This is a genomic window from Bradyrhizobium sp. (assembly GCF_036735945.1).
Lineage (GTDB): Bacteria > Pseudomonadota > Alphaproteobacteria > Rhizobiales > Xanthobacteraceae > Bradyrhizobium.
In genome coordinates, this window is sequence record NZ_DAINNI010000020.1 from 45,691 (window position 1) to 59,874 (window position 14,184).

The 14,184-nt window shown below is 65.0% G+C and carries 17 protein-coding genes and 1 riboswitch; of the genes, 11 read left to right on the forward strand and 6 right to left on the reverse strand.

Annotated features, from left to right (window positions below):
- Positions 1–63 precede the first annotated feature (63 nt).
- The 3 genes from V7E26_RS09985 to V7E26_RS09995 all read right to left on the reverse strand — a co-directional run bounded on the left by V7E26_RS09985 (position 64) and on the right by V7E26_RS09995 (position 2,547).
- Entirely contained in the window at positions 64–1,308 is a 1,245-nt protein-coding gene (locus V7E26_RS09985) for an MFS transporter (protein WP_324415283.1), read from the reverse strand.
- Between the two features lie 141 nt (positions 1,309–1,449).
- Entirely contained in the window at positions 1,450–2,133 is a 684-nt protein-coding gene (locus V7E26_RS09990; RefSeq protein ID WP_324415284.1) for a DUF938 domain-containing protein, read from the reverse strand.
- Positions 2,134–2,181: 48 nt separating this feature from the next.
- The gene (locus V7E26_RS09995) at positions 2,182–2,547 is read right to left on the reverse strand and encodes an ArsR/SmtB family transcription factor (protein ID WP_324415285.1); all 366 of its coding nucleotides are present in this window, start codon (positions 2,545–2,547) and stop codon (positions 2,182–2,184) included.
- Positions 2,548–2,787: 240 nt separating this feature from the next.
- Here V7E26_RS09995 and soxC point away from each other — a divergent pair, with 240 nt between their 5' ends.
- From soxC to V7E26_RS10050, 11 genes are all read left to right on the forward strand, one after another.
- Positions 2,788–4,008, forward strand: coding sequence for a sulfite dehydrogenase (gene soxC / locus V7E26_RS10000; protein WP_442893382.1), 1,221 nt, complete (start codon positions 2,788–2,790; stop codon positions 4,006–4,008).
- Positions 3,992–4,663 carry a c-type cytochrome gene (locus V7E26_RS10005; protein ID WP_324415286.1) on the forward strand — a complete coding sequence of 224 codons (672 nt, stop codon included), beginning with the start codon at positions 3,992–3,994 and terminating at the stop codon, positions 4,661–4,663. The genes soxC and V7E26_RS10005 overlap by 17 nt, the downstream gene beginning before the upstream one ends.
- A 38-nt stretch (positions 4,664–4,701) precedes the next feature.
- Positions 4,702–5,049: a sulfur oxidation c-type cytochrome SoxX gene (gene soxX, locus V7E26_RS10010; protein WP_324415332.1), complete on the forward strand. Its 348-nt coding sequence runs from the start codon at positions 4,702–4,704 to the stop codon at positions 5,047–5,049.
- A 41-nt stretch (positions 5,050–5,090) separates the two neighbouring features.
- Positions 5,091–5,576: a thiosulfate oxidation carrier protein SoxY gene (gene soxY, locus V7E26_RS10015; protein ID WP_442893383.1), complete on the forward strand. Its 486-nt coding sequence runs from the start codon at positions 5,091–5,093 to the stop codon at positions 5,574–5,576.
- A gap of 75 nt (positions 5,577–5,651) precedes the next feature.
- Entirely contained in the window at positions 5,652–5,963 is a 312-nt protein-coding gene (gene soxZ, locus V7E26_RS10020; protein ID WP_324415288.1) for a thiosulfate oxidation carrier complex protein SoxZ, read from the forward strand.
- Positions 5,960–6,826: a sulfur oxidation c-type cytochrome SoxA gene (gene soxA / locus V7E26_RS10025; protein ID WP_324415289.1), complete on the forward strand. Its 867-nt coding sequence runs from the start codon at positions 5,960–5,962 to the stop codon at positions 6,824–6,826. The genes soxZ and soxA overlap by 4 nt, the downstream gene beginning before the upstream one ends.
- Positions 6,823–7,140: a hypothetical protein gene (locus tag V7E26_RS10030; protein WP_324415290.1), complete on the forward strand. Its 318-nt coding sequence runs from the start codon at positions 6,823–6,825 to the stop codon at positions 7,138–7,140. Before soxA ends, V7E26_RS10030 begins: the two co-directional genes overlap by 4 nt.
- Positions 7,141–7,166: 26 nt before the next feature.
- Positions 7,167–8,915: a thiosulfohydrolase SoxB gene (gene soxB / locus V7E26_RS10035; protein WP_324415291.1), complete on the forward strand. Its 1,749-nt coding sequence runs from the start codon at positions 7,167–7,169 to the stop codon at positions 8,913–8,915.
- A complete protein-coding gene (locus V7E26_RS10040; RefSeq protein ID WP_324415292.1) occupies positions 8,915–9,373 on the forward strand; it encodes a DsrE family protein in 459 nt (152 codons plus the stop codon). The genes soxB and V7E26_RS10040 overlap by 1 nt, the downstream gene beginning before the upstream one ends.
- Positions 9,374–9,428: 55 nt before the next feature.
- Positions 9,429–9,875 carry a DsrE family protein gene (locus tag V7E26_RS10045; RefSeq protein ID WP_324415293.1) on the forward strand — a complete coding sequence of 149 codons (447 nt, stop codon included), beginning with the start codon at positions 9,429–9,431 and terminating at the stop codon, positions 9,873–9,875.
- Between the two features lie 22 nt (positions 9,876–9,897).
- A complete protein-coding gene (locus tag V7E26_RS10050) occupies positions 9,898–10,944 on the forward strand; it encodes an MBL fold metallo-hydrolase (protein WP_324415294.1) in 1,047 nt (348 codons plus the stop codon).
- A gap of 139 nt (positions 10,945–11,083) precedes the next feature.
- Here the strand turns inward: V7E26_RS10050 and V7E26_RS10055 are convergent, their stop codons facing one another.
- Genes V7E26_RS10055 through V7E26_RS10065 form a run of 3 tightly spaced genes read right to left on the reverse strand, consistent with a single transcriptional unit; the run spans position 11,084 to position 13,742 of the window.
- A complete protein-coding gene (locus tag V7E26_RS10055) occupies positions 11,084–11,893 on the reverse strand; it encodes an ABC transporter substrate-binding protein (protein ID WP_442893384.1) in 810 nt (269 codons plus the stop codon).
- Positions 11,894–11,919: 26 nt separating this feature from the next.
- Positions 11,920–12,702 carry an ABC transporter ATP-binding protein gene (locus V7E26_RS10060; RefSeq protein ID WP_324415296.1) on the reverse strand — a complete coding sequence of 261 codons (783 nt, stop codon included), beginning with the start codon at positions 12,700–12,702 and terminating at the stop codon, positions 11,920–11,922.
- Entirely contained in the window at positions 12,699–13,742 is a 1,044-nt protein-coding gene (locus tag V7E26_RS10065; protein WP_324415297.1) for a FecCD family ABC transporter permease, read from the reverse strand. The genes V7E26_RS10060 and V7E26_RS10065 overlap by 4 nt, the downstream gene beginning before the upstream one ends.
- Positions 13,743–13,877: 135 nt before the next feature.
- Positions 13,878–14,075, forward strand: a riboswitch (cobalamin riboswitch).
- Positions 14,076–14,184 lie beyond the last annotated feature (109 nt).

Below are 14,184 nucleotides of genomic sequence, written 5' to 3' on the forward strand. Positions count from 1 at the left end.
TCAGCAGATGGCAGCTAGGCCGCCGGTTTCGACGGATCGTAGAAGAAGCGATAGCTACTGGCATTAGGCGCCGGGATCGGGAATTTCGTCAACCGCGCGCAATTTCGCCCGGCGCCTCGCGAACGACGCAAACGACAGCACGGCCAGCCCGAGCAGCACCGGCGGGAACACCACCATGTTGACCATCGACCAGCCGTAATGCGCCAGCAACTGGCCGGACGAGAACGATCCGATCGCCATCATTCCGAACACCAGGAAATCATTGAACGCCTGCACCTTGTTGCGCTCCTGCGGCCGGTGCGTCTCCAGCACCAGCGCGGACGCGCCGATGAAGGCGAAATTCCAGCCGACGCCGAGCACGATCAGCGTCGCCCAGAAATGCATCGCGGTGATGCCGGAAAGGCCGATGCCTGCCGCGGCAGCTTCCAGCACCAGGCCGAGCGCGACGATGGTGGGCGCGCCGAAGCGCGCGATCAGCGAGCCCGTGAAGAAACTCGGGCCGTACATCGCCACGATGTGCCACTGGATACCGAAATTGGAATCGCTGACGGTCAGCCCGCACATCTTCATGGCGAGCGGCGCGGAGGTCATGACGAGGTTCATCATCGGGTAAGCGATCACCCCGCACAGCGCCGCCGCGATGAAGCGCGGCTGCCGCGCGATCTCGAGCAGCGGCCGGCCGCCATGCAGGTCGGACGGCGCAGGCTTTGGCGCATCGACGCCCGCGAGCACCGCCATCGCAATGAGCGCGACGAAGGCCTGCACCACGAAACTGAACGCAAACAGATAGGGCGGCCAGATATCCATGGTCCACTGCACGAGCTGCGGACCGAGCACGCCGGCGAACACGCCGCCCGCCATCACCCAGGACAGCGCCTTGGGACGGAACGCGGCGCTGGCGCCGTCGGCGGCGGCAAAGCGATAGGACTGCGCGACCGCGCCATAGAGCCCGCCGAGGAACGTCGCCCCGCAGAACAGCCAGAAATGGGCGTAAAGTACGGCTAGAGCGGCGAGCACGCCGGTCAACATGCCGCAGAACGTACCGATGATGAAGGCGGTGCGGCGGCCATAGACGCGCGAGATCGCGCCGGTCGGCAGCGTGCCGGCGGCGAGCCCCAGCACATACATCGAGAGCGGCACGGTCGCGAGCGAGATGGACGGCGCCAGCGTGGCGCCGACGATCGAGCCGGTAGCGAAGATGACGGCCGAGTTGGCGCCGGTCAGCGCCTGCGCCGCGGCAAGCCGCAGCACATTGCCGCGCGCACGGGCGTCATTGGCGATCTCTTCGGTGGCAGTCCTATCCAGCATCGGCCTTCCCGCCCGGCAGGCTCCCGGCGGGATGCCTTGTCGATTCATTGCGCAGCACTATGGAGAGGCCGGGCGATGCGATCAACCGCCGCAAACGGGCGCGCGCCATGCGTCCGCGTCTGGTTGGATAGAACCGATGGCCTATGCCCTGGTTGCTCGCCCGAACACCAGAATCATGTTGTTGGCGGGCATCGGCACGGTTTCGATCAACGCAAGGCCCACGCCTGCGGCGAGTTTCTCGACATCGGCGATGTCGCGCACGCCCCACTCGGCGTCCTGCTCGCGCAGGCTGGTGTCGAATACCGCATTGCTCATCGCGGTATGCCTGCCGTCGCGCTTGAACGGGCCATAGAGGAACAGCCGCCCGTCGGCGCTGAGATAGCGGCCGGCGCCGGCGAACAGGCCCTCGGCAACGCGCCAGGGCGCGATGTGGATGACATTGGCGCAGAACACCGCCCGCAGTTCAGCGGGACCGCTGCCGTCATGCATCTGAGGACACCAGGCGGGATCGGAAAGATCGATCCGCAGCGGCGGCCGGATATTCGTCAGGCCGGTATACGCGCGCCACGCCTCGATGCTCCTGAGATGGTTCTCGTTGAGATCGCTCGGCCACCAGATGATACCGGGCGCATGCTTCGCAAAATGCACGACATGCTGTCCGGTGCCGCTGCCGACTTCCACGACATCGCCGGTTTTGCCGGCCAGAAATTTCTGCAGCACCGCCCAGATCGGCTCATGATTGCGATGAAACGCAGCCGCGTCCAGCCGCCCGTCGGGCTCGACCGGCCGGCCATCCTTGCCGAACTCCACCACGTACTCGGCCATCGCCGCCTCGCCTGAATTTCCTTGCGGGTTTCACAAACCCCGAAGACGCTACTTCAGTTCGCCGCAATAGATATCCTTCAGCACCTGCAGCAGGCGCAACGCGCGCGCATCAGCCACCCGATAATGCAGCGTCTGCGACGTCCGGCGGAACTCGACCAGCCCATCGGCGCGCAGTTTCGCGAGATGCTGCGATAAGGCCGACTGGCTCAGCTTCGCCACGTCGACGAGTTCGCCGACGGTCATCTCGCCGCGCACGGCGAGAAAGCACAGCACGAGCAGGCGCGTTTCATTGGCGAGCATTTTCAATAGTTGCGCGGCCTCGCCCGCCTGCTTCGCCAGCTTCTTCAACGCCGCCGCATCGCCGGCGCCGGGGACGAACTGCGTCTTTTTGGCTGCCGCTGCGGCTGCTCTCATGGCGTAAAATCCAGCTGTTTTCGGTATCCGCGAAGCACGGCCGGTACACTAGCGTCACATCATTGCTTTAGCATTGACTAAATTAGTGAATGTGGATACCGCTTCAAAAAAGCAAGAAATGATGCGGCGAAGCTGCCGCGGAGGGAAGAAAACGTGCGGCCTTATCCGTTACGCAGCAAAGCTGTTCTCTCTGATCTTGCCGGCGCCGACGCGCCTGTCGCGCGACGCAGCTTTCTCAAGCTGGGCGCGGCACTGACCGGCGGCCTCGCCCTTGGCAAAAATTCCGCCGTCGCTGAAGCATCGCAAGCATCGCCGCCCGCGGACGCGCCATGGTCGCAGTCGATGGGCGCGGGCGTGGTCGACCGGCCCTACGGGCGGCCGGCGGATAGCGAAGCCTCCGTGATCCGCCGCAACGTCCCCTGGCTCACTGCCAGCATGGAATCCTCGGTCAGCTTTTCGCCGCTGCAGGATTTGCACGGCATCGTCACGCCGAACGGGCTGTTCTTCGAGCGCCACCATGCGGGCCGTCCCGACGTCGATCCGGCGCAGCACAGGCTCATGATCCACGGGCTGGTGGAGCGGCCGCTGCTGCTGACCATGAAGGACATCCTGCGCTTCCCGCAGACCACGCGCATTCACTTCATCGAATGTCCGGCCAATGGCGGCATGAACTGGCGCGCCGCGCAGATGAATTCGCTGCAGTTCAGCCACGGCATGGTCAGTTGCGCCGAGTGGACCGGCGTGAGGCTGTCGACGCTGCTGGAAGAGACCGGGATCAAGAAGGAAGCGAAGTGGGCGATGGTCGAAGGCGCCGACGGCGCGCATATGAACCGCAGCCTGCCGCTCGACAAATGCCTCGACGATTGCCTCGTCGTGTATGCGCAGAACGGCGAGGCGCTGCGGCCCGAACAGGGCTATCCGCTGCGGCTCGTGGTGCCGGGCTGGGAAGGCAACGTCAACATCAAATGGCTGCGCCGGATCAAGCTCGGCGAGAAGCCGTGGCACACCCGCGAGGAAACCTCGAAATATACCGACCTGATGCCCGACGGCACCTCGCGCGGCTTCACCTGGCTGATGGACGCGAAATCCGTCGTCACCTTTCCTTGTCCCGAGAAGCCGCTCGACGGGCCCGGCCTCTATGAGATCAGAGGCCTGGCCTGGACCGGCAACGGCAAGGTGAAGCGCGTCGATGTCTCCGTCGACGGCGGCGTCACCTGGCAGGCCGCGCGGTTGCACGAACCGGTGCTGTCGAAAGCGCTGACCAAATTCACGCTGCCCTGGCGCTGGGACGGCCGCCCGGCGCTGGTCGCATCCCGCGTCATCGACGAGGCGGGTTACGTCCAGCCGACGATTACGCAACTGCGGGCGCAGCGCGGCTCGAACTCGGTCTACCACAACAATTCGATCCAGACCTGGCAGGTCAAGCCTGACGGAAGCGTCTTCAATGTTCAGCTCGCGTAAGATTGGCCCGCCGGTCCTCGCCCTGCTGCTCGCGGCGGGAAGCCTCGCGCACGCGGCCGAGCCCGGTTCGTTCGGTTACGGCACGGCGGCGACACAAGCACAGATTGCCGGATGGGACATCGACGTGCGCGGCGAGGACGGCGCGGGCCTGCCGCCGGGCAAGGGCACGGTCAACCGGGGCGCGGACGTCTACGCCGAGCAATGCGCGGCCTGCCATGGAACTTTCGGCGAAGGCGAAGGCCGTTTTCCCAAGCTGGTGGGGGGCGCCGGATCGCTCCGGGACGATCGTCCGGAGCCGACGGTCGGCAGCTACTGGCCGTTCGCCCCGACCCTCTGGGACTATATTAACCGCGCCATGCCGATGCCCGCGCCGCACACATTGTCAGCGGATGACGTTTATGCTTTGACCGCCTATATTCTGAACCTGAATGACCTCGTTCCCCCTGAATTCGTTGCGGATCGCAACAGTTTGCCGAAAGTGAAAATGCGTAACCGCGACAGCTTCATCTGGACCGATCCGCGGCCCGACACGGCGGCCAGGGCTTGCATGAATGGCTGCGCTGATACCGGCGATGTCAGGATGTCGTCGACGGCGGAGGGCAGGGACCTGACGCCACGCACCACCGGCCCGCTGGATACGATGCAACCCAAATAGAAATGACGGAAACGCCCGTGATCGATCCCTTCAAGACCATGCCCAAGAGGTTCGCGGCCTTCGCGCTGGCGCTGGCGATCGGCGCGTTGGTTTGCACCGGTGCGCAGGCGCAGTCGGCGGTGGACGAGGGCCGCAAGCTCGCCTTCGACCGCGGCAAGGGCAACTGCCTGACCTGCCACGTCATCAAGGGCGGTGACCTGCCCGGCACGATCGGGCCCGAACTGGTCGGCATCAAGAGCAAGTATCCCAAGCGCGAGGACCTTGTCGCCATCATCAACGACGAAACCGCGCGCAACCCGCTGACCGTGATGCCGCCGTTTGGCCGCAACCGGATCCTGACCGAAAAGGAAATCAACGCGGTGGTCGATTTCCTGCAGACCCTTTGACCGCGGCGCACGCCGCAGGAGATTTTCTTCAGATGAGCACCATGGACAACGATTTTTCGGCGACGCGGCGGCTGATCCTGAAAGGCGCCGGCGTGCTGACGCTGGTCGGGCTCGGCATCGTTCCGCTCGACCTCTCAAGCGCATTCGCAGCCGCCAACGACAAATATCCGGAAGAGGCGTTCAAGCAGAAGAGCGACGCCGACGTCATCAAGACGCTCTACGGCAAGACCGCCGAGCCTTCGGACAAGGTGAAGATGGATGCGCCCGAAATCGCCGAGAACGGCGCCGTGGTGCCGATCTCGGTCTCGACCACGCTTGCCGACGTCACCTCGATCGCGTTCCTCGTCAGCGAGAATCCGAACGTGCTGATCGCAAAATACAACATTCCCGCCGGCACCCTGCCGAGCGTCGCCAACCGCATCAAGATGGCCAAGACCAGCAACGTGACCGTGCTGGTGGAGGCCGGCGGCAAGCTCTACAGCGCCACCAAGGAAGTCAAGGTCACCGTCGGCGGCTGCGGCGGTTAGCGCATGATCCGGAAAAGTGGGCACCGGTTTTCCGGCAAGATCATGCGCCAAATAACAGGTTAAGGGAGAACCCACATGGCATCCACCATACGCGTGCGCGCCACTTCGAGCGGCGAGACCACCGAGGTGCAGGCGCTGATCCAGCACCCGATGGATTCCGGCTTCGTGAAGGATTCGAAAGGCGAACTGATTCCGCCGCACTTCATCCAGCAGCTCACCTTCGAGCATGACGGCAAGGCCGTCTTCACCGCCGACTGGGGCGGCGGCGTCTCCAAGGACCCCTACGTCAAGTTCGCCTTCAAGGGCGGCAAGAAGGGCGATGATCTCAAGATCAACTGGGTCGACAACAAGGGCGCAACCGACACCACCACGGCGAAGATCCAATGAGGCTGCGATCCGCGATCCATCTGGCCTCCGCGGCGCTGGCGCTCGCGGCGACGACGCTCGCGAGCGCGCTGCCCTCCGATGCCGCCGACAAGGTCGACCCCGTCGCCGACGCCAAGGCATTTCAGAAATTCTTCACCGACAAATTCCCGAAGGTGAAGTTCGAGGATTTCGTCAACGGTCCCTATTCGATGAACGAGGACCTGCACCGGCAGTGGCAGGAGAAGGAGCAGTTTCCGCCCTACGAGTTCGCGCTCGACATGGGCAAGGAAATGTTCTCCAGGCCGTTCAAGAACGGCAAGACCTATGCCGACTGCTTCCCGAACGGCGGCATCGGCGTCCGCCAGAACTATCCGTACTTCGACGAGAAGCAAGGCAAGGTCATCACGCTCGAACTGGCGCTGAACCAATGCCGCGAGGCCAATGGCGAACAGCCCTATTCCTACGTCAAGGACGAGATGGCGGCCTTGACCGCCTACATGGCCTTCACCTCGCGCGGCAAGCTGATGGACATCAAGATCCCGAACGATCCGCGCGCGCTCGACGCCTACGAGAAGGGCAAGGAATATTTCTACACCCGGCGCGGCCAGCTCAATTTCTCCTGCGCCACCTGCCATGTGCAGAGCCCGGGCGAACGCATCCGCGCCGAAATCCTGGCGCCGGCGCTCGGCATCCTCAACGCGATGCCGATCTACCGCTCGGAGTGGAGCGGCATGGGCACCACGAGCCGGCGCTTCACCAGTTGCAACAGCCAGATCCGCGCGGTGCCGCTGAGCCCGCAGGACGACGAATATCGCAACGTCGAATATTATTTGTCCTATGTCAGCAACGGGCTGCCGATTTCGGGCCCGGGAGCACGGCCATGAGGAACATGCTGCCGAAATCCGCATTGATGCTGGCGCTGTTCGCAGCCGGCGCCACGGCGGCGCTCGCCGCGGGCTCCGAGGATGAATTCAAGGCGGCCTACGCCGCGGCCGACGCCGCCAACAAGGAAGCCGGCAAGCTGCGCAACCAGTGGATCACCACGGCGAATACGCTGGCCGCGGCCAAGAAGGCGGCCGACGCCGGCGAGTTCGACAAGGCCACCGCGTCGGCGAGGGAAGCCGAGGCGCTGGCCAAGGCTTCGATCTTCCAGGCCACCAGCGAGAAGACTCGCTGGAGGGAATTGGAAGTTCGATAGAGCCGTTGGACGCGCGGAGACCTGCAATGACCATCCGCCGCCGCGATTTCCTGACGCTCGCGGGCGCTGCCGCCCTGACGGGCGGCCTGCCGCGGCTTGCGCGCGGCGCCGACAATGCGAGCGTCTACGATCTCGAGCGCTTCGGCAATGCGCGCATCCTGCACATCACCGATACCCACGCGCAGCTTCGGCCGGTATTCTTCCGCGAGCCAAGCGTCAATCTCGGCATCGGGCCGATGCAGGGCAATCCGCCGCATCTGGTCGGACGCGCCTTTCTCGATCGTTTCGGCATTCGGCCCGACAGCGCCGATGCCTATGCCTTTACCTGCCTCGAGTTCGAGAAAGCCGCCGGACGGTTCGGCAAGCTCGGCGGCTTTGCGCATCTGAAGACGCTGATCGACCGCCTGCGCAGCGAGGCCGGCAATGGACGCTCGCTGCTGCTCGATGGCGGCGACCTCTGGCAGGGCACCGGGCTTGCCAACACCCTGCAGGGTGCCGACATGGTCGAGGCCGCGAACCTGCTCGGCATCGAGGGGATGACCGGCCATTGGGAATTCACCTATGGCGAAAAGGTGCTGCGCGCCAACCTCGAGCGCTTCAAGGGCGAATTCCTGGCGCAGAACGTCTTCCTTACCGAGGAAGCCGCCTTCAACGACGCCAAGGCGTTCGATCCGGCCTCGGGGCGCGTGTTCAAGCCGTCCGTCATCAAGGAGATCGGCGGGTACCGCATCGCGGTGATCGGACAGGCGTTCCCTTACGTGCCGATCGCGCATCCGAAGCGTTTCACGCCGGACTGGAAGTTCGGCATCCGGGATGAGGAACTGCAGAAGCTCGTCGATGCCCATCGCAGTAGCGACAAGGTCGACGCCGTCATCCTGCTCTCGCATAACGGCATGGACGTCGACCTCAAGCTCGCCAGCCGCGTCACCGGCATCGACGTCATCCTCGGCGGCCACACCCATGACGCGGTGCCGCAGCCGATCGCAGTAACCAATGCAGGCGGCGTCACCCTCGTCACCAATGCCGGCTCGAACGGCAAGTTTCTGGCCGTGCTCGATCTCGAGATCGGCAAGGGCAAGGTTGGCAATGTCCGCTACCGCCTGCTGCCGGTGTTCTCGGAATTGCTGAAGCCCGATCCGGCGATGCAGGCACTGATCGACAAGATCCGAGAGCCGCAGGCGGCCACGCTCGGCGAGAAGGTCGGCGTCGCCGACCGCCTGCTCTATCGCCGCGGCAATTTCAGCGGCAGCATGGACCAGTTGATCTGCGACGCGCTGCTCGGCGAATTGAACGCCGAGATCGCCCTGTCGCCGGGCTTCCGCTGGGGCACCACCGCGCTGGCGGGACAGCCGCTGACGGCGGAGGACGTGCTGGCGCAGACCGCGGTCAGCTATCCCGAGACCTATGTCCAGACCATGACCGGCGGCCAGATCAAGGACGTGCTCGAAGACATCTGCGACAATCTCTTCAATGCCGATCCCTATTACCAGCAGGGCGGCGACATGGTGCGCGTCGGCGGCCTGCACTACGCCTGCACGCCGGCCGAGTCCGTCGGCAAGCGGATCTCCGACCTGAAGCTCGCGAACGGGCACGCGCTGCAGGCCGGCAAGCGCTACGAGGTGGCCGGCTGGGCCTCGGTCAACGAGCAGAGCGGCGCGCCGATCTGGGACGTCGTCACCAGCTATTTGAGGTCGGGCAAGCCGCCCAACCGGGCAGCCCCGGGCGTCACGCTGAAAGGCGTCGAAGGCAATCCGGGCATTGCGGGGCAGCTATGATGGATTGGTCGGCCATCGCTCGCGCGGCTGTCACTGCGCTCCTGATCGCGGCCGCCGCGCCTGCCGCCCATGCCCAGCAGGCGCCGCTGCAGGACAAGCCGTTTGCCGAGCACAAGGTCGTGCTGCAGCTCTCCGACAACGACCCGCGCAAGCAGGGCCTCGTGCTCAGCGTCGCCAGCAATCTGATGAAATTCTACGATCCGGACAAGGTCGCGATCGAGATCGTGGCGTTCGGCCCCGGCATCGACCTTCTGCGCCCGGAAAACGCCAACCGCAAGATGGTCGAAAGCCTGGTGGCGCAGGGCGCGCGCTTCGACATCTGCCTCAATACCGTCGACACGCTCGAACGCGAAAGCGGCAGGCGGCCGGAGTTCATCGCCGCGGCGACCCCGGTGCAGGTCGGCGTCGCGCAAATACTTTTTCTGACGGAGAACGGGTATACGTTGGTAAGACCGTAGTTGTTTGTTTCGTTGTTGCGTACGCAGCGTCGCTGCTTATTTTGGAGATTATGTAATGTTTTATCGTTTCACGGCCATCACCTTCCTGTTTCTCGCTTTCGCATCCAGCGCCCTCGCCGCTGACGTCAAGGCCCATCGCGTCGCGATCCAGGTCAACCAGAACGATCCGCAGGTGATGAATCTGGCGCTGAACAACGCCAGCAACGTCATCGAATATTACCGCGCCAAGAAGGAAGACGTGGATGTCGACATCGTGGCTTACGGCCCGGGCCTGCACATGCTGCGCGCCGACAGTTCCCCGGTGAAGGATCGCCTGAAGCGGCTGAAGGAGATGGCTTTTCCCGGCAAGGTGCAGTTTTCCGCCTGCAACAACACCAAGCAGAACATGGAAAAGGCCGAGGCACGCGAGATCACGATTGTGCCGGACGCCACCATCGTGCCGTCAGGCGTGGTACAATTGATGGAATTGCAGGAGCAGGGCTGGAGCTACATCCGTCCCTGAAAATTCAAGCGGGACTTCAGCCATGATCTTTCGCCAACTGTTCGACAGCGTCTCCGGCACCTACAGCTATTTGCTGGCCAGCCGTGCCGGCGGCGAAGCGCTGATCCTCGATCCCGTGCTGGAGAAGGCAGACCGCTATTGCCAGCTCCTGCGCGAGCTCGATCTGCGGCTGGTCAAGGCGGTCGACACCCATCTGCACGCCGATCATGTCACCGGCCTCGGCGAGCTGCGCGATCGCACCCAGTGCATCACCATCATGGGCGAGCAGAGCAAGGCCGACGTGGTTTCGATGCGGGTCTCCGACGGCGACAAGGTGACGGTCGAGGGCGTCAGCCTCGACGTCATGTACACGCCGGGCCACACCGACGATTCCTATTCCTACCTGATGGGCGATCGCGTCTTCACCGGCGACACGCTGCTGATCCGCGGCACTGGCCGCACCGACTTCCAGAACGGCTCGTCGCGCGCCCAGTATGAGTCGATCTTCAACCGGCTATTGAAGCTGCCGGAAGAAACGCTGGTCTTCCCCGCCCACGACTACAAGGGCGACACCGTTTCCACCATCGGCGAGGAGAAGCGCTACAATCCGCGGCTGCAGGTGCGCAATGTCGATGAATATATCGAGCTGATGGCGAACCTGAAGCTGCCCAATCCGAAGATGATGGATGTGGCCGTGCCGGCCAACATGCATGTCGGCCTGCATCAGGAAGACCTTGCCAAACAGGGCCTCGCGCTCACCGCGCGCGACGCCATCAACAGCCTCGGCCGGCCCGATATCCTGCTGGTCGATCTGCGCGAGGCCGGCGAGCGCGCCAAGCACGGCACCATCTCGGGCGCGCTGCATGCGCCCTATCCCGGCATCGCCGAGAGCCTCAAGCCCGGCGGCATGCTGCGCGAAGTCGCCGCCGCCACCGGCCGCCGCGTGGTGTTCTTCTGCGCGTTCGGCGAGCGCTCGGCGATGGCGGTGGCCGCCGCGAAGAACGCGGGACTCGCCAACACCGCGCATATCGAGGGCGGCATCGATGCGTGGAAGAAGGTCGGCGGGCCGGTGGTGCGGGAGTCAAAATGATGACGTCGTCCCTGCGAACGCAGGGACCCATACGCTGTGGCGCCGATGATTGAGCACAATGGCTAACGCCTTACCTTAATTATAACGCCCTGTGGTTATGGGTCCCTGCGTTCGCAGGGACGACACGGTATTTGCAGCCCTACCGCCCCACCCGCTTCAACTCCGCCGTCAGCGCGTCGAGTGCGTCCGCCAGCATCACGCCGCCGCACTCGGTCATGCGCTCCGGGATCACGATCCGCTTTTCCCGCGGATAGAAGTGCTCCAGCGCCGGGTGCAGCAGGAACGCCTGGCCGTCGTCCCTTGCGAAGTCGCCGGCCTGCGCCACCACGATGAAGTCCGGCCGCAGATTCACGATCGCCTCCAGCGAGGCAAATCCGCCGAAGGCAAAACCGAGATCGCCGGCCGCGCTGCGCAGGCCGGTTTCGCCGAGCAGGGAGCCGACAAAACTGTCGCTGCCCGCCACCCAGCCGCGCCGCGACAGCGGCAGCACCCGAAAATGCCGTTCGGCGACCGCCGCGCGGGCGCGCGCCAGCGCGGCATCGAGCCGCGCGATCTCCTGTCGAGCCCGGTCGGGATGTCCGATGATGTCACCGGCCTCGCGGATCTGCTGCCGCGCCTCGTCGAGGGTGCGCGGCACAGCGAGCTCGGCAAGGCGCAGCCCGTTGGCCTTCAGCAGCTCGCGCGTCGCGCGCTTGTCGAAGGCGCTGGCGACGACGATGTCGGGCCTTATCAGGAGCACATCCTCGGCACCGCCGGAGAGAAGCGGGTAGCGCGAGATGTCGGTCGCAGCCGGGCCCTGCCAGCCGTCGCGCGAGAACTTGCTCAATCCGAGAATCTGCTCGGGGTCCGCCAGCTTCAGCACCAACTGGTCGGTGCAGACATTCATCGACACCAGGCGCGGCAGATTGGCTGCAGACACGGTGGCACCCGCCGGCACGAGCGCAATCATCGCAGCGAACAATGCGAGCCGGCGCATCATATGTCGGCCCAGGGCACGATCACGGCTTCGCGCCGATATTCGGCGCGATAGGCGCTGACCCGGAACACATCCGCCATCACCTGTTCGGACAGCGCCTCGGCCGGCGTGCCCTGCGATACCAGGCGTCCCTCGCGCAGCACCAGCACATGGTCGGCGAACCGCGCGGCGAGGCCGAGGTCGTGCGTCACCACGATGACCAGCACGCCCTTGTCGGCGGTCGCGCGCAAATTCTGCATGACGTCGATCTGGTGCCGCGGATCGAGCGAGGCGGTCGGCTCATCCGCCAGGATCACCGGCGCTTCAACCGCCAATGCGCGCGCCAGCGCGACGCGGCTGCGCTCGCCGCCGGACAGTTCCGTGACGCGGCGATCGCCGAATTCCGTTACGTCGACCGCCTGCATCGCGCGCAATACCGCGTCCGCATCCTGCGGGGACAGCCGCGCCGGATCGGTCGCGCCATGCGGGTAACGGCCGAGCGCCACGATATCACGCGCCGGCAGCGGCCAGTGTACCACGTGCCCCTGCGGGAGGTAGCCGAAGCGTTTTGCGCGCTCGCGCAGCGGCAGCGATGACAGCCGCTCGCCGCCGATCTCGATCTCGCCGTCGGACGGAATCAATCCCGCCAGCGATCGCAACAGCGTGGTCTTGCCGGCGCCGTTCGGCCCGACCAGCGCCACCAGATGCCCCGCCGCCAGCGCGAGCGAGATGTCTTTCAGCACGACCCGCCCGGCAAGCCGCGCACAAAGCCGTTTCGCCGTCAGCAACCCGCGCTCGCTCATGCGACGCCTCCACCGAGCGCGCGGCGTTCGCGCATGATCAGATAGAGGAAGAACGGCACGCCGATGATCGAGGTCAGCACGCCGACCTTGATGTCCGACGTCGAGGGAATGATACGCACCGCGATATCGGCCATCAGCAACAGCGCGGAGCCGGCGAGCGCACTCGGCACCAGCAGCCGCCCCGGGTCGTGACCGACCACCGGCCGCATCAGATGCGGCGCGACCAGGCCGATGAAGCCGATCGTGCCGGTGACCGCGACCGCGCCGCCGACGCCGAGGGCTACGCCCGAGATGACGAACAGCCGCAGGCGGCCGACATCGATCCCGAGGCTTTGCGCGGTTTCCTCGCCGAGGCTGAGCGCGCGAAAGGCATGGCGCTGGCTGAGCAGCATGGCCGCGCCGGCGATGATGAAGGGAAACGCCAGCATCACATGCTGGAAGCTGCGGTCCTCCAGCGAGCCGAGCAGCCAGAACGCGATCTCCAGCACCAGAAATGGATTGGCGGCAAGGTTCATCACCAGCGCGGTGGCCGCGCCGGCGAAGCTCGATATCGCAAGCCCCGACAGGATGAGAATCAGCAGCCCCGCATTGCGCCCGGCAATCGAGAGCAGCACGAACACCGAACCGAACGCGGCGATGATCGCCGCGACCGGCAACGCCCAGGAGCGCACATCGGCGAGCCCCAGCGCGATCACCAGCACGGCGCCGAACGCGGCGGATTGCGGCGCACCGAACAGTTCGGGGGACGCCAGCGGATTGCGCAGCAGGCCCTGCAGCGCGGCGCCCGACAGGCCGAGAATGCCGCCGATCGCCATCGCCAGCAGCGTCCGCGGCAGGCGGATTTCCCGCACGATCACCTGCGACACCTCGCTGCCGCCGCCGAACAGCGCTTCGGTTACGGCAAGCGGCGACAGCCGCACCGGCCCGATGCCGAGCGAAACCAGCATCAGCAGCACCACGAGCGCGCAAAGCGCCGTGATCGCGCCGATCCGCCGGCGCGCCGCGTCCGCGTTGGTCAGGGTTACGGCTTCAACACTCATCGGTCGTCCTAAAGCAGGTTTGCGCGCACCGGTACAGGCGCCCGGGCAGGCCTGTCCATGCGGCAAAAATAGCGCACTCGTCCAGTGAGGATCGCGCGCCGCTGCGGGGCGGATTGACTCGGCATTTGACAAACTTCTACCATGATTTCCGACGGTTCCCGCTTGGGGATCAAAAGGGAATGCGGTGCGGGGAAAATCCCCAATTCCGCGGCTGCCCCCGCAACTGTAAGCGGCGAATCCTTTGTCATATGCCACTGGGAATCTCGGTCCTGGGAAGGCGACGAAGGGTAACGACCCGCGAGCCAGGAGACCTGCCGTCAGCCGTGGTCACACGCGAAGATGTCGGTCGGGGAGTACAGGCATTAGCTTCACCTAAGCTGCTCCAGCACATGGTGAGACTTGGTTCGCTGTGACGTGCCACTGACGTCATACCGAGGTCCAA